16 protein-coding genes, 1 tRNA gene and 1 pseudogene are annotated in these 18,248 nt (G+C 60.1%); 9 read left to right on the forward strand and 9 right to left on the reverse strand.

Annotated features, from left to right (window positions below; all coding sequences use genetic code 11):
• Nucleotides 1-698: histidine-type phosphatase (locus tag BSZ14_RS19675; RefSeq protein ID WP_338012087.1), on the forward strand; the 698-nt coding region annotated here is incomplete at its 5' end.
• 139 nt (nt 699-837) lie between these two features.
• On the opposite strand, the gene BSZ14_RS12140 is transcribed toward BSZ14_RS19675, so the two are convergent.
• From BSZ14_RS12140 to BSZ14_RS12155, 4 genes are all read right to left on the reverse strand, one after another.
• Nucleotides 838-3,273, reverse strand: a complete 2,436-nt coding sequence (locus BSZ14_RS12140; RefSeq protein WP_083748232.1) for a TonB-dependent receptor plug domain-containing protein — start codon at nt 3,271-3,273, stop codon at nt 838-840.
• A gap of 394 nt (nt 3,274-3,667) precedes the next feature.
• Entirely contained in the window at nt 3,668-5,713 is a 2,046-nt protein-coding gene (locus BSZ14_RS12145) for a M13 family metallopeptidase (protein WP_089413643.1), read from the reverse strand.
• Between the two features lie 95 nt (nt 5,714-5,808).
• Nucleotides 5,809-6,801 carry an SDR family oxidoreductase gene (locus tag BSZ14_RS12150; RefSeq protein ID WP_076711151.1) on the reverse strand — a complete coding sequence of 331 codons (993 nt, stop codon included), beginning with the start codon at nt 6,799-6,801 and terminating at the stop codon, nt 5,809-5,811.
• A 33-nt stretch (nt 6,802-6,834) separates the two neighbouring features.
• A complete protein-coding gene (locus BSZ14_RS12155; RefSeq protein ID WP_076711124.1) occupies nt 6,835-7,269 on the reverse strand; it encodes a pyridoxamine 5'-phosphate oxidase family protein in 435 nt (144 codons plus the stop codon).
• Nucleotides 7,270-7,550: 281 nt separating this feature from the next.
• Here BSZ14_RS12155 and BSZ14_RS20325 point away from each other — a divergent pair.
• The 3 genes and pseudogenes from BSZ14_RS20325 to BSZ14_RS12165 form a co-directional block, all read left to right on the forward strand.
• Nucleotides 7,551-8,558 (forward strand): annotated as a pseudogene (locus BSZ14_RS20325) (tyrosine-type recombinase/integrase); the annotation flags it as partial.
• Nucleotides 8,559-8,620: 62 nt separating this feature from the next.
• Complete coding sequence (locus tag BSZ14_RS20065; protein WP_241823741.1) at nt 8,621-8,761, forward strand: hypothetical protein; 141 nt, start codon at nt 8,621-8,623, stop codon at nt 8,759-8,761.
• A 74-nt stretch (nt 8,762-8,835) separates the two neighbouring features.
• On the forward strand, nt 8,836-9,093 hold the full coding sequence (locus BSZ14_RS12165; protein WP_198930506.1) for a helix-turn-helix transcriptional regulator: 258 nt from the start codon (nt 8,836-8,838) through the stop codon (nt 9,091-9,093).
• A gap of 249 nt (nt 9,094-9,342) precedes the next feature.
• Here the strand turns inward: BSZ14_RS12165 and BSZ14_RS20330 are convergent, their stop codons facing one another.
• Entirely contained in the window at nt 9,343-9,801 is a 459-nt protein-coding gene (locus BSZ14_RS20330) for a rolling circle replication-associated protein (RefSeq protein ID WP_445190545.1), read from the reverse strand.
• Nucleotides 9,802-10,280: 479 nt separating this feature from the next.
• Between BSZ14_RS20330 and BSZ14_RS19340 the strand changes: the two genes are divergently transcribed.
• The gene (locus BSZ14_RS19340; RefSeq protein WP_139330433.1) at nt 10,281-10,934 is read left to right on the forward strand and encodes a hypothetical protein; all 654 of its coding nucleotides are present in this window, start codon (nt 10,281-10,283) and stop codon (nt 10,932-10,934) included.
• Nucleotides 10,935-11,007: 73 nt separating this feature from the next.
• On the opposite strand, the gene BSZ14_RS12170 is transcribed toward BSZ14_RS19340, so the two are convergent.
• The 4 genes from BSZ14_RS12170 to BSZ14_RS12180 form a co-directional block, all read right to left on the reverse strand.
• Complete coding sequence (locus BSZ14_RS12170) at nt 11,008-11,595, reverse strand: recombinase family protein (RefSeq protein WP_076711126.1); 588 nt, start codon at nt 11,593-11,595, stop codon at nt 11,008-11,010.
• A 125-nt stretch (nt 11,596-11,720) separates the two neighbouring features.
• Nucleotides 11,721-12,560, reverse strand: coding sequence for a hypothetical protein (locus BSZ14_RS19345; protein WP_139330435.1), 840 nt, complete (start codon nt 12,558-12,560; stop codon nt 11,721-11,723).
• Nucleotides 12,557-13,918, reverse strand: coding sequence for an AAA family ATPase (locus BSZ14_RS12175; protein ID WP_076711127.1), 1,362 nt, complete (start codon nt 13,916-13,918; stop codon nt 12,557-12,559). The genes BSZ14_RS19345 and BSZ14_RS12175 overlap by 4 nt, the downstream gene beginning before the upstream one ends.
• A gap of 126 nt (nt 13,919-14,044) precedes the next feature.
• A tRNA-Ser gene (locus BSZ14_RS12180) sits at nt 14,045-14,134 on the reverse strand.
• 142 nt (nt 14,135-14,276) lie between these two features.
• Here BSZ14_RS12180 and BSZ14_RS12185 point away from each other — a divergent pair.
• The 4 genes from BSZ14_RS12185 to BSZ14_RS12200 are packed head-to-tail and all read left to right on the forward strand — an operon-like array spanning nt 14,277 to nt 18,167.
• Entirely contained in the window at nt 14,277-15,320 is a 1,044-nt protein-coding gene (locus tag BSZ14_RS12185) for a lytic murein transglycosylase (RefSeq protein WP_076711128.1), read from the forward strand.
• A complete protein-coding gene (locus BSZ14_RS12190; RefSeq protein WP_083748233.1) occupies nt 15,304-15,981 on the forward strand; it encodes a septal ring lytic transglycosylase RlpA family protein in 678 nt (225 codons plus the stop codon). The genes BSZ14_RS12185 and BSZ14_RS12190 overlap by 17 nt, the downstream gene beginning before the upstream one ends.
• 31 nt (nt 15,982-16,012) lie before the next feature.
• Entirely contained in the window at nt 16,013-17,185 is a 1,173-nt protein-coding gene (locus BSZ14_RS12195; protein ID WP_076711130.1) for a D-alanyl-D-alanine carboxypeptidase family protein, read from the forward strand.
• Between the two features lie 10 nt (nt 17,186-17,195).
• On the forward strand, nt 17,196-18,167 hold the full coding sequence (locus BSZ14_RS12200; RefSeq protein ID WP_076711131.1) for an AAA family ATPase: 972 nt from the start codon (nt 17,196-17,198) through the stop codon (nt 18,165-18,167).
• The last annotated feature ends 81 nt before the right edge of the window (nt 18,168-18,248 follow it).

The raw sequence follows: 18,248 nt of genomic DNA on the forward strand, positions 1-18,248 counted from the left end.
TGGCGGCGCTCGACACGCGGCTGGCGCCCGAACTGGCGCGGCTGGACGCGATCCTCTGCGCGCCCGCTTCGCTGAACTGCGGCGTGCGGCAGAAGCCGACCGGACTGGCCCCGGCCAAACCCGGCAAGCGGCCCAAGCTGACGGGCGCGGTCGACCGGGCGTCGACGGCGGCGCAAATCCTGCTGCTCGAATATGCCGAAGGCAAGCCGATGGCTGAGGTGGGCTGGGGGCGTGCGACTCCCGCCGATATCGAGCGGCTGGGCGTGTTCCATGCGGAGGAGTTCCGTCTTCTCGCCCGGCCGCGCTATGTCGCCAAGGCGAATATGGCGGGGATCGCGCCGCTGGTGGTTCAGGGGCTGGCGCGGGGCAAGGGGCCGGTCGTGACCATGATCTCGGGTCACGACACCAATATCGCGAGCCTGGGTGGATTGCTCGACCTGCATTGGAAGGTGCCGGGGCTGGCCGCGGACGATCCCGCGCCGGGCGGGGCCATCGTGCTGGAGCGCTTGGTCGATACGCGGGGCCAAGCCTATGTCCGCGCGCTGTATCGGTCGCAGACTATCGAGCAGATTCGCACGCTGGCCGATCCGGCGGTGGAGGCGCCTTACGTGGCGGTGCTGCCGATCGCGGGGTGCAAGGCGCGCGGCGTCATAGGGCTATGCACCATGCAGGCGTTTCAAGCGCAATTGACCCGCTGATCAAAATCCTCCCCAAGCTCGCTTGGGGAGGGGGACCGCCGCGCAGCGGTGGTGGAGGGGCCGGTGCCCGTGCCCCTCCACCACGCTCTTCGAGCGCGGTCCCCCTCCCCATCTGACGATGGGGAGGAATTGGCGGGCCTTACCAGGTCAGGTTCAACCGGCCGTAAAGCTGCCGCCCGTTGAAGCCGAAGGGCGAGTAATAGGGGAATGCCGTCACGCCATTGTTGTTGAGCGCGGCGGGCGTCGTGCGGGGATAGACGTCGAACAGGTTCGATGCGCCCAGGGCGAACGACACATTGTCGTTGAAGCGATAGCGCCCCTCGAGATCGACGATGGTGCGCGCACCCGTATAGAGGTCGTTGGCGACGACCGATCCGGGTTGCAGCACATCGCCATAATGCACCGCGCGAAGCGTTGCGCCGACCGCCTGGCGGGTCCAGTCCACCGAGCCGACGATCTTGGTGCGCGGCGTGCCCTGCTCGATGGTCAGGATGCGATTGCGGCCGAACAGGCTGGGCGCGGGGTTCAGCGCCGCGGTCGAGGTCGGCACGCGATCGACCGACAGGTCGTTGATGTTCGCCGCCGCGCTCAGGTTGAAATTGCCGAGCGTCTCGCTGCGCCAGTTATAGGCCGCGACGATGTCGAGGCCCTTGGTCGTGGTCTGGACGCCGTTGATGAAGAAGCGCGCGGCCTGCACCCCGAAGGGGGACAGCAGGTCGCCAACCTGGGTGCTGGCTGAGGACTGGATATTCTCCGACAGCACGATCTGGTTGCGGATGCGGATGCGATAGCCGTCGACGGTCAGGCTGAACCCGCCGAAGCGCACGACCGTGCCCAGCGAATAGTTGCGCGACTTCTCCGGCTCCAGTGGCAGCGCGCCCAGTCTGCGGGCAAGGGGGCTGTCGACCGGATAGAGGCCGGTCTCCAGGATGGTGCCGTTGGTCACCAGCGTCTGGGTCGAGGTATAATATTGCTGTTGCAGCGACGGCGCGCGGAAGCCGGTCGACAGCGTACCCCGGAAGGCCAGCCACGGGGCCACGTCATACCGGGCCGAGAATTTGGCGGTCGCCGTCTCGCCGAAGTCCGAATAGCTCTCGCCCCGCACCGCCGCGCCCAGGGTCAGGCGATCCCACAGCTTGGCCTCGACATCCAGGTACAGGCTGCCGTTGCTGCGATGCGCATCGACCTGGTTTTCGGGCCGGAAGCCGACAAAGCCCTGCGCGCCCGAGGCCAGGTTGGCCGCCGCGCCGGGCGCGCGGTTGTAGCTTTCGGGCTGGCCCGCATCGATCTTGAAGCCTTCGCGCCGATATTCGGCCCCCGCCGCGACATTGAAGACCGCCGCGCCCAGCGTATATTCGCGCGACAGGTCCAGCCCGGTGACGAGCTGGTCATAGGTGAGGCGACCATCGTCGAAGTTGCGCAGCGTCGCATTGCCATAGGTCGAATTGGCCGAATTCAGCGTCGCGAAGTCGATCGTGTTGCGGCCATAGCTGACGGTCAGGTCGGCATTCCAGTCGCCGATCGTCCCGCGCACGCCGCCGGTCGCGTTATAGTCGCGCGAAGTGGTGCCGATTAGCGGCAGGAAGCCGTCGGGATACAGGCCCCGTACCGCCTCGGCATTTACGTTGTTCGCGCCCGCGACACGCGGGAAGGCCGCGCTTTCGCTGCTGCGCTGCTGGAAACCGCCATTGGCGTAGGCGGTCCAGCCGCTGTCGGCGAGCGGCAGCGCGGCGTTGAGGTACACCGTGCCCTGCTCGATCTGCGGATCGCCGAAACGGGCGCGGATGCGCAAGGGCGCGGGGCCGCGCGGGTCGATATCGGCGCGGTTGGTCGGCTGGCGCGCGACATATTCGCCCGACAGGGTGAGGAAGCCGTCGCTGCCCAGGCCGAAGCCCTTCCAGCCGCTGATCGTCACGGACTCGCCGTCGCGGACCGAGCGCGAGGTGCGCGCGGCGTCATATTGGGTGGCGAAGGTGCCGAAGGTCACGTTCGCCCCGCCGCCCGAGCGGGCCTCGCGCAGTCGCAGATTGACCACGCCCGCAATCGCGTCCGAGCCATATTGCGCCGACGCGCCGTCGCGTAGCACTTCTACCCGGTCGAGCGCGACGGTGGGGATGGTGTTCAGGTCGACCGCTGCCGCACCGCGTCCGATCGAGCCGTTGATGTTGAGCAACGCGGAGGTATGCGCGCGCGTGCCGTTGATGAGCACCAGCGTCTGGTCGGGCGACAGGCCGCGCAACGTGGCGGGGCGGATCGCATCGGTGCCGTCCACCGCCGCCTGACGCGGGAAGTCGATCGAGGGGGCGACGCTTGACAGCGCCTGGGCCAGCTCGGTCGTTCCCTGCGCGCGCAGGGCGTTGCCGCTCAGCACGTCGACCGGCGACACGGAGTCGAGGCGGCTGCGCCCCTGTGCCCGGGTGCCGGTGACGACGATGTCGTTCTGCGCCGGGGCGGCGGCGGGTTCGGCCTCGGTCTGGGCGGTCGGCTCGGTCGTGCTCTGGGCCAGGGCGGGTGCCGCCAGCAGCGGGCTCAGCAACATGGTGCCGCCAAGCAGCATGGATCGCGCGGTGCGCATAGGATCATTCCCCCTATTCTTATCAAGATGAGACTTGTTGCTCGTATCTCTACACCGATGCTGGGAATTGGGGCGCAAGGCTTCCTTGGGGGGCGATAAGGTTGGCTTGGTGGTGACGGATGGTTGGCCAACGCGATGATCGAATGCCGCCCATTCGAACGATGTTCGTCATTTATGTTCCCTCGCCCCTCTCAGAGGGGAGAGGGTTGCGCAGACTTGGTCTTTGCGAAAGCAAAGGCTTAGTCGGAGCTGGGTGAGGGGTGCTGCGCTCGCTAGCCGAGCGCGCGAGCCTCCGGCTCGCTCGACCCCTCACCCAAGCTGCGCTAGCCAGCAGGCTGGCAAGCTCCGCTAACCCTCTCCCCTGTCCAGGGGAGAGGGGAGCATGAGAAAAGACTTACCAGACGTGGACGCGCTGTTCCGGGGTCAGGTACAGCTTCTGGCCCGGCTGCACCTTGAACGGGCCGTACCAGGCGTCGAGGTTGCGCACGGTCAGCACGCGCCACGGGGCCGGCGCGTGGACATCGGTCGCGATCCGCGCGCGCAGCGCCTTTTCGCGCATCTTGGTCCGCCAGCTCTGCGCAAAGGCCAGGAAGAAGCGCTGGTCGCCGGTCAGCCCGTCGATCACGGGCGCGGGCTTGCCGCCCAGTGAGGCCTTGTACGCCTCATAGGAGGCGGTCAGCCCGGCGACGTCGGCGATATTCTCGCCCAGTTCCTGCTCGCCGTTCAGATGAAGGCCCGGCAATGCCTCATAGGCGCTGTACTGCGCGACCAGCGCCTGACCGGCTCCCTCGAAGCGCTTGAGGTCAGACGGCGTCCACCAATTGTGCAGGCGGCCGGTGGAGTCGAAATCGGACCCCAGATTGTCGAAGCTGTGGCTGATCTCATGCCCGATCACCGATCCGATCGCGCCGTAATTGGCCGCCGCGTCGAACTTCGGGTCGAAATAGGGGCTCTCGAGGATCGCGGCGGGGAAGTTCAGCGCGTTCTGGAGCGGCAGGTTGACCGCGTTCACCGTCTGCGGCGTCATCCACCACTCGCCGCGATCGACTGGCTTGCCCAGCTTGGTCAGGTGATAGCGATAGAGGGACAATTTGGCGCGCTGGGCATTGCCGACGGGGTCGTCGGCGCGAACCTCGAACTTCGGATAATTCCACCAATGGTCGGGATAGCCGACGCCGACCTTCAGCACCGCCAGCTTGGCGCGCGCTTCCTTCTTGGTCGCGGGCGCCATCCAGTCGAGCGCGGCGATGCGCCGGTCGAAGGCGGCGACGATGTTCTTCACCATCTTCTGGATCTCGACCTTGGACGAGGCCGGGAAATAGCGTGCGGCGTAGATCTTGCCGACCGCTTCGCCCAGCGCGCCGTTGACGGCGGAGATACCCCGCTTCTGGCGCGGCTGCTGCGCGGGCGTGCCGTTCAGCGTACGGCCGTAAAAGCCGAACGACGCATCGTCGATCGCCTTGGGCAGCGAACTGGTCACCTGGTTGATGCTGTGGAAGGCCAGCCAGTCCTGCCAGCTCTGCAGCGGCTCGCTGGCGACCAGCGCCGACAGCTTGGTGATCGCGTCGGGCTGCCATGCGATGAAGTCGCGCTGGCTGGCGGGTACGCCCGATGCGGTCCAGAAGGCGTTCCAGTCGATGCCCGGCGCCTTGGCGTCGAAATCGGCGCGGGTCCAGGGATTGTCGCCCTTATGCGCGTCCTGGCTGGCGATGATGTCGGTCTGCGCGGCGGCGATCTTCATCTCCAGCGCGAAGACCCGGTCGGCCCTTCCTTGCGGATCGGACAGCCCGGCCAGCGTCATCAACTGGGTCAGATAGGCGCGGTAGGCGGTGCGGATTTCCGCCATCTCCGGCTTGTCCGACAGATAATAATCCCGGTCGGGCAGGCCGAGCCCGCCCTGCATCAGATAGGGCACGTTGCGGGTCGGGTGGTTCAGGTCCTGGCTGACGAACAGGCCGAACAGGTCGTTGGTGCTGGCGTAGTTATTGTTGTTGAACGGATCGGTGTCCGACCGCATCGCCGCGCCGATCGCGCGTGACAGGTCGCTTTTGTCCTTGATCGCGGCAATGGCGGCGAGGTCGCCCTGGATCGGCTTCAGCCCGCGCGCCTCGATCCCGGCCGTGTCGGTATAGGCGGTATAATAATCGGCGATCCGCTGCTCATCGCTGCCGGGCGCGCCCTTGGCCGATGCAGCCCCCTTGATGATCGCGGCGGTGCGCGCCTCGGCCCGCAGCGACACGTCTAGCCCGACGCCGATCGAGGAGCGATCCGCCGGAATCTGCGCGGTCTTGATCCACGTCCCATTGGCATAGTCGTTGAAATTGTCGCCGGGTTTGACGCTGGGGTCGATCAGCGCCTTGTCGACGCCAGGCAACAGACCCGTCTGGGCAATGGCGGCGGAGGAGGCGAGGAGGGCGACGGCAAAAGCAAAGCGCTTCATGATGATCCTGCAATCGGGAGTTTACGCCCGATGGAGCACCCTTCACCGCCCCCAAGTCAAGGATCATAACATGAACTTCGCGTCATGATCCCTGCTTATGGAAAGCCCTTGCCGCCATGCGCGCCGACGGCGGTGCCGGTGGAGAAGGTCGCCTCGCCGCTCGCCAGAGCGACATAGAGCGAGGCCAGTTCGGCGGGCTGCCCTGCGCGGCCGAGCGAGGTGTCCTGGCCGAACTCGTGCATCTTGCCCGGCAACTGCCCGCCCGCGACCTGAAGCGGGGTCCAGATCGGGCCGGGCGACACCGCGTTGACGCGGATACCCTTCTTCGCCAGCTGCTTGGCCATGCCGCGGGTCAAATTCTGGATCGCCGCCTTGGTCGATGCATAGTCGATCAGGTCCTCGCCCGGATCATAGCTGTTCTGCGAGATGGTGTTGATGATGACCGATCCTGGCGGCATCGACGGGATCGCCGCCTTGGAAAAGCGGAAGACGTGATAGACGTTCGTCTCAAAGGTGCGGACGAACTGTTCGTCGCTGATCTCCATGATGTCCGCCTTGGACTGTTGATAGGCGGCATTGTTGACCAGCAGGTCGAGCCCGCCGAGCTGCGCGATCGCCTTGCGCACCACCTCCTCGCAGGCCTTTTGCGTGCGGATGTTGGCGGGCAGCAGCACCGCCTTGCGCCCCGCCTGACGGATCAGGTCGGCGACCTCGCGCGCATCGGGTTGCTCGCTGGGGTGATAATTGATCGCGACATCGGCCCCTTCACGCGCAAAGGCGATGGCGGCGGCGCGCCCGATGCCGCTGTCCCCGCCGGTCAGCAGTGCCTTGCGACCCGTCAGCTTGCCCGATCCGCGATAGCTGGTCTCGCCATGATCGGGGCGCGGCGTCATCTTGCTGGCGAGCGCGGGCCAAGGCTGGCGCTGCTCGGGGAAGGGCGTGCGGGTATAGGCCGAGCGCGGATCGCGCAGGCTGGGCACGCCGTCGCCACCCGCTTGCGCCATCGCCGTGCCCGGCGCGGCCGTTGCCGCCAACCCCAACGCCGCCCCGCCCAGGACGCCGCGCCGCGAGGTTTCGTAATCGCTCATGTCGATGTCCTTCACGAAAGACAAGGGAAGGGTTCAGGCGGCGATCTCGCCCTCGTCCTCGCCGTTCCAATAGCGGATGCGCTCGGCATGGACCCGGATCATCACCACGCCCGGCGTGTCGATGCCATCGGGGAAATAATGGTCCAGATCCTTGGTCCAGTGCGCCGCGAACTGCGCACGGTCCTGGATCAGCGCGGCGCGCCCCTCGATCGCGACGAACAGGGGCGGCCCACCCAGCATACCGACCGCTCCGGTATAGCTGAGCGTCACCAGCGGCTGGGCCTGGATCTCGGCGACCTTGCGCGACTGGGCATAGGCAAAGAAATAGCTGTCGCCGTCATAATCGACATCGCCATTGTTGCTCATCGGCCGTGCCGTCATCGCCCCGGACGCGCTCTGCGTCGCGAGCATCGCGAAATCGAGCCTGGCCATCTTCTTCGCCAGCTCAGGCAGCGTCATCTTCGCCATGCGATCATTCTCCCGGCAATGTCGCAGGCGATGGCGGAAAGCCAGTTACCTGAAATTGCGTGGGTTCTTAACGGGCGAACGGCGATAGGGTTCATCAAGCCCGAAAGCGCATCGACGCGAGCGTCGGATGGCGGAAGAGGTGTCTTCCATAGGTAGTTCCAGCAAGTTCCATAAAATTCTATAACATGCTGTTTCTTTTGACTATTTAAACAATAGGTTCCAGCACGTTCCAGCATATGCGAGGCTATTCGCTTTTTGAATGTGGTACGGTATGTGGGGCTATGTCAGGAACGAAGCCAACTGGTCGCCATCAGGATAACCGCCTAACCGCCGCCGCCGTCAGGGCAGCGAAAGAGCCGGGCCTTTATAATGACGGGCAGGGTTTATACCTGAAAGTCGATGCATCCGGGGCTAAGCGCTGGATTCAACGCATCGTCATTCACGGTAAGCGTCGAGACTTGGGCCTAGGGTCTGTTGCGCTTGTTAGCTTGAAAGAAGCCCGAGAGAAGGCGCTAGAGCAGCGAAAGCTTGCCAGGGCAGGTGAAGACCCTCTTGCCGCTAAAAGGCGTTCACAGACCATTCCTACGTTCGAAAAAGCCGTATCTATTGTGCATGGCCATCATGAAACAACTTGGCGTAGTGAAAAACATCAAAAGCAGTGGCTTGCAACGTTAGAGAAGTATGCGGTCCCGGTTATTGGCAATAAGCGCATAGATAAAATAGATAGTAGGGATGTTTTTGATGCTCTTATACCCATTTGGCTTTCCAAGCCAGAGACAGCTAGGCGCGTAAAACAGCGTATAGGTACCGTGTTGAAATGGGGTGTAGCCCAGGGATATAGAAGCGATGATCCGACTTCGAACATAAAGCAGGCTTTACCTAAGCAAGATACTTCAATCGTAAATCATATGAAAGCCTTGCATTATCGTGAGGTTTATTTCGCGATTAAGAAAATATCTGAAAGTTGCGCTTTGGACGCGACTAAGCTCGCTTTCGAGTTCCTCCTTCATACGGTGTGCCGGTCTGGGGAGGTTCGGGGCGCGATGTGGTCAGAGATAAACCTTGATGACCGGGTATGGGTCGTGCCTGGAAGCAGGACCAAAATGAAGCGGGATCATCGGGTCCCTTTAACTCAACAGTCGATGGCCATCCTAGAAAGAGCCAAGGCTTTGAGGCGGGATGATTGCGACCTCGTGTTTCCTAGCCTTCGAGGAAAGGTCTTATCGGATATGACGCTATCCAAGCTTGTCAGGGAGCAGGGTATCGACGCCGTGCCCCATGGGTTCCGTAGCAGCTTAGGGTTTGGGCGGGAGAGGTTGCGAATCACCCCAGGGAGGTGGCGGAATTCGCTATGGCCCATAAGCAGAAAGACAAGGTCGAAGCTGCCTATAATCGATCCGATCTGCTGGATAAGCGAAAAATTTTAATGGCGGATTGGTCTGACTACATTTCAAAAGCGCCCTCAAAAAGCGCTGATGTTTCAGGCGATTGAAGGGACGATTTTTGTTTTCGTCATCATAGGTAATTTTGTTTAAAGCATGTAAATTATCAAGCAAAATCAGCCCATTGACGCTGTTTGAAAAATGGGATTTCGAGTGTTCATCAGGTTTTTGGAGAGCCAAAATGAATACTCAAATTCTTCGTCGTCCTGCCGTGGAAAAGATGGTCGGCTTAAGCCGTAGCTCCATCTATGCCGCGATGGATCGAGACCTATTTCCTCGTCCGATCCAGCCAGGTCCACGTGCAGTTGGTTGGCGTATGTCCGATCTGGAAAGCTGGCTTGAAAGCCGGGAGATGGCAATTCCGTCGAATAAAGGCTGGTAATATGAAGGATTATATTTTGTTTAATAATTTTAACGTTTTTATTGAATTTCATGTTATAGAGTTAACTTTCATATAACATTTGTAAAATTTTATATCCAAGTTATTTTATATTTATCTTTCTTATTCAGACACAAATAAAGACAAGTACAGCTTTCTAGGGCTGGCTTGTAAAACGTCCAAAATGTACGTGAGGTTGAAAACCGAGAGCAGATATCGCGTTTGAAGGGGCTCGCCGTTGAGCGCAAATAATCAAAAATGTAGCGATTCTACTAGGATACTATCCTGTCCGGTCTTCATTATATAATATGCCGCGTTACCATCAATTTCTTGAAAGTCATGTTTGCGCATATACCATCGAGATTTTTCCCAGCATTTTAGGAATGTCTCTTTGAATTGTTCAATACTAACATGATCGGGCCGTTTTAGGCAACAATGTATGTGCCAGCGACCATCTTCGCCCCGCTCTAGGGTGCTAATATTTTTTATGAGATGGCCCTTGCGACGTGATTTACGTCTACCGTAAATCTTCTCGCCAACCTTCTTCAAGGTTTGCGCCATTACCCTGTCATACCGCTCATGATTGCCTACGAAGTGAGGCCCCAAGACTGCGGGCAGGGATTGCTTCACGCTTAGCGTAATAAAGGTGTCGGGTTCCACCCTATCAACCATTTCTCTCATGGTTGCATGTCCGATTAAAACTTTACTCATTCTTATCCTATTTGCAAATCTCCTTCATATTGCCATTAGAGCCCCGTACAGCACGATTCCGGGTTAGGCAAGTAATATCGTGCAACGAGCCAACAAAATCGCTGTACGGGCTTCTATGGCCGATTCTCTATACGCTATATTTTCGAGTTAGCATTTAGGAATTATTGGTGTGAGGTAACATTGGCACAGGAGCCCAGGGGAGGTACTAGTTTTAGCAGCATTTTATTTGTATGTAGGACTTCGTCTGTTTCCATCTTGATCAATCCAATTGATTGAGGCATTCCCCTCATGCGCTTTGGCAAAAAACCAAGCGTGGGGCTGGTTACCCCGCTGACACTAGGTCCGGTCGAGATACGCTTTCGGCCGGGTGCCGTCGTGCTGTCCAAGGACTCGTCCCAAAAGCGGCGGGCCTTGTCCTAGTGCGAGGTAACCACACCCGGCTCATGGTCGGGTAAGCCTCCATATTTCAGGGAGGTTTCATGCGCTCATTTTCTTTGCAGATTAAGAAGGCAATGGTCCTTGCAAGTGCGGTGCTCCTAGCCGCACTTCCTTGCGCTGCTCAATCGGTCATGCAAACTTGCGGCTCTCCTGCATGCGCAGCGATCGATAATAAGTATGCAAACCGACTGCATACCGCTTGGGGTGCACAGGCCACGACAGAGGTCCAGCGTCAAAAAATGTCGGATATAATCCGCGACCACACGTCGAATGGCGTAACCAATTGGGAAGGCGCGGCTACGGCTTACTTTTCTTGGCGGCAGGGTATCCCTTACGTCTTCAAAGAAGACCCAATAAAGCCTGCCGAAGATGAAAAGAAGGTATGGGAAAAATGGCGAGTGACAATTGAAGAAGCGATAACAGACCGCCTTATTGATCCCCACTCGGCTGAATATAAGTGGTCATCTCTATTTGTGCATGCTTCTTGGAAGCCTGACTTGTTTGAAAAGCGCGTCCTTGGATGGGTGACTTGCGGATATGTAAATTCCAAAAATAGAATGGGGGGTTATTCAGGAAAGATGGCCTTCTCCGCCGTAATAGAAAACAACGTTATAAAACATCTATCCATAGACTCGCCAGGAAAAGAGCTTAACAGTTACCTTTGCGAAAGAGCCGGTCTGCTTCCTGGGCAATAACAATCAGCCATCTCACGAGGCGCATGGTGCGCGATCGCTTTTTCAATGAAACTGCGTTATTGCGCCCATCGCCTTAATTAACGCCTTGCGCCCGCTTCTCGACGCGCTGGATGGCAGCGCGAGATACGCCGTATTTAGCCGCTAAAACGCCCAATGAGACGCCTTCCTTTCGTGCGGCAAGGATTTCCTCCTGTTGGGGCGCATTGAGACTCTGCGGCCTTCCCAGGGCCTTTCCTTGCGCCTTAGCTCTCTTAAGGCCCGCTTGGGTGCGCTCAATGAGTAGATCACGCTCGAACTCGGCAACGGCGGCGATAACCTGCATCGTCATGCGGCCTGCGGGGGAAGTCAGGTCGACGCCCCCGAGCGCGAGGCAATGAACCCGTATTCCTTCATCTGACAACCGATCCACGGTGGAGCGAAGGTCCATAGCGTTTCGACCTAGGCGGTCGAGCTTGGTCACGAGTAGCACGTCGCCAGTTTCCATACGGTCGAGCAGCTTCGCGAAGCCCTTGCGCTCCATAGCGGGAACAGAGCCTGACACGGTTTCAACGACGATACGGCGCGGCTCCACCTTAAAGCCTGCGGCTTCGACCTCGCTTACCTGATTGTCGGTTGATTGGTCTGCGGTCGAGACGCGGCAGTAGAGGAACGTACGCACCATGAGACCGACTCCTGTATCGAATACCTAGCTCATATATCGCCAGTGTATCGTAAAGTCGATTCCCTATTATACGTTACGTCCTAGGGAGATGTATCGAAACCGATCGTATACAACACGCATTTATTTCATTTGCAAACTCCTGGGTTAGCCCATTGAGACGCATCCATCGTCCCCTCTAACAGGCTGTCATCATCAGCAGCTCCTAAGAAGCTTTGGCGTACGGCATCTCGGCTGACGCCTCCACCAATAAGCTTAGATGCGCGGAGAATGGCATGCAAAATGTCGAACGTATCGTTTGAATTTATGTATCGCCGTGCATCATCATTTATAGTATCTATTTCATCTTTTATCTTTTTAATGATTGGGGAGGTCGATTTGATATTCAAATCAAAGAACTGGGAGCAGTACTTGACTTGATTAAATGAAAATAAACCTTTCGCATAATCAACACATTTGCTCATATCCGGTGCAGAGTTTGGATTTTCAGATCGTGCCGAAAAATATCGAGCTACAAAGCAAAAGTGTAAAGTGTCAACAATGAAGGCCCACGTTGCATCTTTTAGTACAAAGCCGTAGGCCTTAAGAAGAAATGCCTTCGTCCATTCATATTGTAGTGTTGAAACCGGTAAGTTTGCATACTTGGTTAAAAACAGATTGGCATTTCTCTGCACGTAGGGAGATAAATTCTCGAAATCTGAATCTACTAAGCACTTAAGATTGGCAATATTTGCGTCCGACGCCGACTTTGCTAGATCGACAAGTCGTAGTTTGAAGCCACCGCAAAGGGGGTGGCTTTGAATGTCTGGCCGTTCGATCTCTCTGGCAACCCTAAGATCAACATCATCAGGGTATCCATAAACGTGAGAGAGCAATCTCGCATCACTTTCTCCCTCAACAAAGAGGTGTTTAATGTTTTTGGAAATCTTAGCGACAGTAACCCATTCATCAGCGGTTCTGGATATCATGACGAAGCCAATTCAAAAGAAGAGCCAACGTAGCGAGTAATAATTTCAATAGAATGGGAAGCCAGAATATATTGAGTCTGACCGCCAGCCGATATGCTTGCAAGTGATCCTGCAATCATTCTCTGCCACTTATAGTTAAGTGAAAGCTCTGGTTCGTCAATCAGGATTAGACTTCTTTTGTCTCTGGAAATTGCGGCCGAACATAGTAGAAATATGAGCTGCCGCTCCCCGGAGGAAAGGGAGTCCAACTTTAGCGTGTCGGTGCCATCAGATATTACGAGGCCTTCAAGCATGTTAAAATAGACTAATTTGTTTGGGAGGTACTTCGACAACTCCGTTTCAAAAATCGTAATTCTTTTGTGAACTTGATCCAACGCACTTAGTCGGCGTTCGATAGAATCAAGAAACGGTGCCAGAACCGTTTCAATCTGCTGCTTCTTTGACCGTGAGGCATTGCTATAGGCAGATATAAGACCGTCAAACGGGTATTCAGACAGAAGGCCATGTTTTATAAAAGATTCTGTCGTGGTTTTTAGGCTTTCCAGCGTGGCAACTATGTCAATAGGTTTGGCCGGACCTGCAACGTCAGCGCGTCGCCGGTCTTTAGTTATGGATTTGACAATTTCACTGTAAACTGCCGCTGCGCCTTGATCGCCAACCGCGCCTTGTCGGTAGGCCATTGAGCGAAAGGTATTTTCAAGTGCTCCAACAACCTGCGGTAGCGGGAATTGGAGGTCATCCTCCTTGAGTCTGCGTCCGCCCACGCGATGGCGCACTTCATAATTGAGCGCGTATTGCTCTGCTTCGGCTAGCAATTGTATGTTACTGGCAGAAGCCTGCATGTCCGAAAGAAATGCGTATGTAGACTGCACAACTCTGTTGTGATCTACAAACAAAACGTCAAGATTTAGGCGGCCGAGATAATATTCGAGCTTAACAACATCTTCTTGAAATTTGACCGCATCATCGGCGTTAGCGCTTATACCAATAACAACTGTTTCATTAGGCAAGTTGAAAGTTACAGAGTATGATCCAACTAGCTCCGGTTTTAATATGTCAATAGAGCTACCATCAGAAAAAAATATAGAAAATTTTTTCAACGGAGTCTTTGCAATAAATGTTCGAAGGCCTCTGTGCCTCTCTGTTGAAAGCGCGGCATACAAGAGGCGGAGAATTGTTGTTTTTCCGGTGCCATTGTCTCCATATATGACGGAGACACGACCTTGGTTTGCGCTGTCCGCATTTATTGGAATGTGGTCGTAGGTATATTTGCCGAAAAGCTGCTCGACGCCGACGCCCGTTATCTGGGCGGGCGGGGGTGATCTGCGGACCCTGCGGCGCGGCGGTACGGAAGCCATTGTAAATCCCCTTTTGCAGACACGATACAGCACACGTCAGCCCAACATGCAAAGGTGGTCGAAATGTTGGGTGGGGAGCGAAATCCATTGAATAAAGCAAGGATTTCAATGGCTTGTATATTGCGATGGCGGAAGAGGTGGGATTCGAACCCACGGATGGCTTGCACCATCGCCGGTTTTCAAGACCGGTGCCTTAAACCGCTCGGCCACTCTTCCGGGGTCGCGGTGGAAGGGGCCTCTACGCCAAGCCGCTGGCCGAATCCACTGTCGATTTGAGGGCGCGCCGCGCGGCTGGACGTGCCCGCCTTGCGGTGGTGCGAGGTTCCGGCTTCGGCGCGGCTATGGCACATAGGCATCCATGTGGGGGGACATTACCCGGCGCCTGAAGCGCCTCGCCATCGTGTCGATCTTTGCGGCTTCGGTCAGCGCGGCACCCGCCTGCGCGCAGGACGAGGCCGGGTTTCAGACCTATCTGCAACAGGTGCGCGGCACCGCGATGGCGCAAGGAGTCAGCCGCGCGACGCTGGACTCCGTGCTGCCGACGCTGACGCTGAATTCGCGTGTGATCGAGCTGGACCGGCGCCAGCCGGGCGGCCCGGCCAATAGCGGGTTCAGCCCCTTTGCCCCTTATAAGGCGGCGCATGTCGATGCCGCGCGCATCGGGCGGGGGCGGACCAAATATCTGGCGCAGCGCCCGCGCCTGTCGCGGATCGAGCGCGAGACGGGCGTGCCCGAATCGATCATGGTCGCGATCTGGGGGCATGAGACGAATTACGGCGCCTATACCGGCAATTTCGACCTGCTCCGCTCGCTGGCGAGCCTGGCCTATGAGGGACGGCGGCGGCCTCTGTTCGAGGGCGAGTTCATCGCCGCGCTGAAGATGATGGACCGCGGCGTGACCCGCGACCAGCTGAAGGGCAGCTGGGCCGGAGCGACCGGCAATCCGCAATTCCTGCCCTCCATCTATCTGCGGCTCGCGCGGGACGGCGATGGCGACGGGCGCGCCGATATCTGGAACAGCGAGGCGGATACGCTGGCCTCGATCGGCAATTATTTCGTCAATGCCGGGTGGCGCGCAGGCCAGCCCTGGGGCTTTGCGGTGACCGTGCCCGCCGGGTTCGACCGTTCGATGGTGCGCAACCGGCTGGTCAGCCCGCGCTGCCCGCGCGTGTTCGAGCGGCATAGCGGCTGGCGGACGATCGCCGAGTGGCGCGCGATGGGCATCGTGCCGCAGGGTGCGGCTTGGCCGAACGATCAGGTGCTGGCGACGCTGATGGAGCCGGACGGGCAGGGGGCAACGGCTTATCTGCTGACCGGCAATTACCGGGTCATCCTGGATTACAATTGCTCGAACTTCTACGCGCTCTCGGTGGGGTTGCTGGCCGATGCGATTGCGGGCTGAGGCGATCGCGCTGCTGGCGCTGGCATTCGCCACGCCGGTCACGGCTGCCCCCGCCGAGGACGCGCCGCCGGTGCGCTACGGCAAATATGACGCCACCGGCCAGGCGAGCTGGTACGGGCATGAGCTGGCCGGGCGGCGCACCGCGACGGGCAAGCGCTTCGATCCCGACGACGTGATGATCGCACACCGCACCTTGCCGCTCGAATCGATGGTCGAGGTGACGGATGTCGATACCGGGCGGGCGATCGTCGCGCGCGTCGGGGATCGCGGGCCGGGGCGGGCCGACCGGGTGGCGGATCTGTCGCTGGGCGCGGCCAAGCTGCTGGGTACGAACCGGCGCGCCGTCGCGCATATCCGGGTGCGCGCGCTGTCGCCGGGCGGCGACCGGCCGGGCCTGATCCTGGCGGGGGCGAGTGCCGTTCCGCCGGTCGCGCGCCCGATCGCGCTCGACCCCCAGGCCCGCTACCGTGTCCAGATCGCCAGTTTTTCCAGCCATGCGCGTGCCCAGGCGCTGGCCCTGCGCTTCGCCGCCCGCGCGATCCCGGCCGGTCGCGTCTGGCGGGTGGAGCGCGCCGGACTGAATGCCGATTCCGCCAAAGCGCTGCGTGACGCGGCGGCCGAGGCGGGTTATGACGACGCCCGCATCCTGCATCAGGATTGACCTGTCGGCTCCCTTTGGTCACGGAACACCCATGAAGACCCTGTACGCATCTTTTGCCGCCCCGCTCGCCCTGGTCGCGATGGTCACCCCCTCGGTTGCCGCCGCGCCGCAGTTCGACACGCCCGCGCCGGTCGCCTTCATGAAGGACCTGTCCTCGGGCGCGATCCTGTTCCAGCGCGATGCCGATCGCCGGATGCCGCCCGCCTCGATGGCGAAGATGATGACGGTCTATGTCGCCTTCGACCTCGTCAAGAAGGGCCAGCTGAAGCTGACCGACATGGTCACGGTGCAGCCGGAGACGTGGAAGAAGTGGCACGGGCCGCAGGCGGGTTCGACCATGTTCCTGTCGCCGAACGAGCAGGTCAGCGTCGCCAACCTCCTCTACGGCATCGTCACCCTGTCGGGCAACGACGCGTGCGTCGTGCTGGCCGAGCATATCGCGGGCACCGAGCAGAATTTCACCGAGCGGATGAACCGCACCGCCAAGCAGATCGGCCTGAACAACAGCCATTTCGGTACGTCGAACGGCTGGCCGGACGGCGGCGTGACCTATGTCACCGCGCGTGACCTGGCCGACCTGGCCGAGCACACGATCCAGGACTTCCCGCAGCTCTACAAGCAATTCTATTCGCGCCGCGATTTCTCATGGGGCAAGACCATGGGCGGCAACGCGATCACCCAGGCGAACCGCGATCCGCTGCTGGGCCGCGTCGCGGGTGCCGATGGCCTGAAGACGGGCCATACCGAAGAGGCGGGTTACGGCTTCACCGGCTCGGCCGAGCAGAATGGTCGCCGTCTGGTGATGGTGATGGCGGGCCTGAACAGCTCCAACGCGCGTGCCGAGGAGTCGGTCAAGTTCATGAACTGGGGCTTCCGCGCGTGGCAGGCCAAGCCGGTCGTCGCCAAGGGCAAGAAGGTCGCCGATGCCGAGGTCCAGATGGGATCGTCGAGCAAGGTCGGCCTGGTCGCGCCGCGCCAGCTGACCGTGACGCTGCCCGCCGGACTGGACCCCGCGATCAGCGGCAAGGTCGTCTATCAGGGGCCGATCAAGGCGCCGATCAAGGCAGGCCAGCATATCGCCGATCTGGTCGTCACCTCGCCCGACATGCCCGCCCAGCGCCTGCCGCTGGTCGCGGACAAGGATGTCAACGAAGCGGGCTTTTTCGGTCGCGCCTGGGCCGGGCTGACCTCGTTCTTCGGTTGATCGCCTGACCATGCTGCCGGTCGGCAATGATGCAGCACAGGCCGCCTTTGCCGCCGCGCTGGGCGGAGCCAAGCTGCACCATGCCTGGCTGATCGCCGGACCGGAGGGCGTGGGCAAGGCCAGTTTCGCGCGCGCGGCGGCCACGCGGCTGCTGGCGCGGGCGAGCGGGGCGGGGGCCTTGCCGCCCGGGCTGGCCGTGCCGGAGGATCATCCGGCCGCCAGGCTGATGGCGGCGGGGTCGCATCCCGATTTCCGGGTGATGGCGCGGCTGCCCAAGGATGCCGAGAAACCGGATCAGGACCTCGCGCGGTCGATCACCATCGCGCAGGTCCGCACGCTGCAACCGATGTTCGCGACCGCGCCCGCCATGGGTCCGGCGCGGGTCGTCCTGATCGACGCGATCGACGATCTGGAGCGCGGCGGGGCCAATGCGCTGCTGAAGAATCTGGAAGAGCCGCCAGCGGGCACGGTCTTCCTGCTGGTCAGCCATGCGCCGGGACGGTTGCTGCCGACGATCCGCTCGCGCTGCCGGTTGCTGCGGTTCGAGCGGCTGTCCGACGCCGATGTCGCGCGCGTGCTGCGCCAGCAGCTGCCCGAAGCGGATGAGAACGAGATCACCTCGCTGGTCGCGGTGGCGGACGGTGCGCCGGGCCGGGCGTTGCGGTTTGCCGGGCTCAACATCGCCGGGCTGGATAGCGCCATTGCGCGGATCGCGGAGACGGGCGATCCCGGCAACGCCGAGCGGGTGAAGCTGGCCAAGTCGCTGGCGGGCAAGGCGTCGCAGGCGCGGTACGAGGCGTTTCTGGATCGCGTCCCTGCCTTTATCGCGGGCCGTGCGCGGGGGCGTTCGGGGCCGGGGTTGAAGGTGGCGCTCGATGCCTATGCCGCTTCGCAGGACCTTGCGGGGGCGGCGCGCGGGCTGTCACTCGATGCGCAAGGGACGGTGTTCGAGATGGCGGGGATCATCGCGACGTTGCGGTAGGATTGGGCGGTGAGGGTATCCCTTGGCCTTCGACTTCGCTCAGCCCGAACGGAGGTTGAAGAAGGTCTTTACCCCAAGCTC

Origin of the sequence: Sphingomonas sp. Sph1(2015), from assembly GCF_001970915.1 — a bacterium.
In the GTDB taxonomy this organism is placed as follows: domain Bacteria; phylum Pseudomonadota; class Alphaproteobacteria; order Sphingomonadales; family Sphingomonadaceae; genus Sphingomonas; species Sphingomonas parapaucimobilis.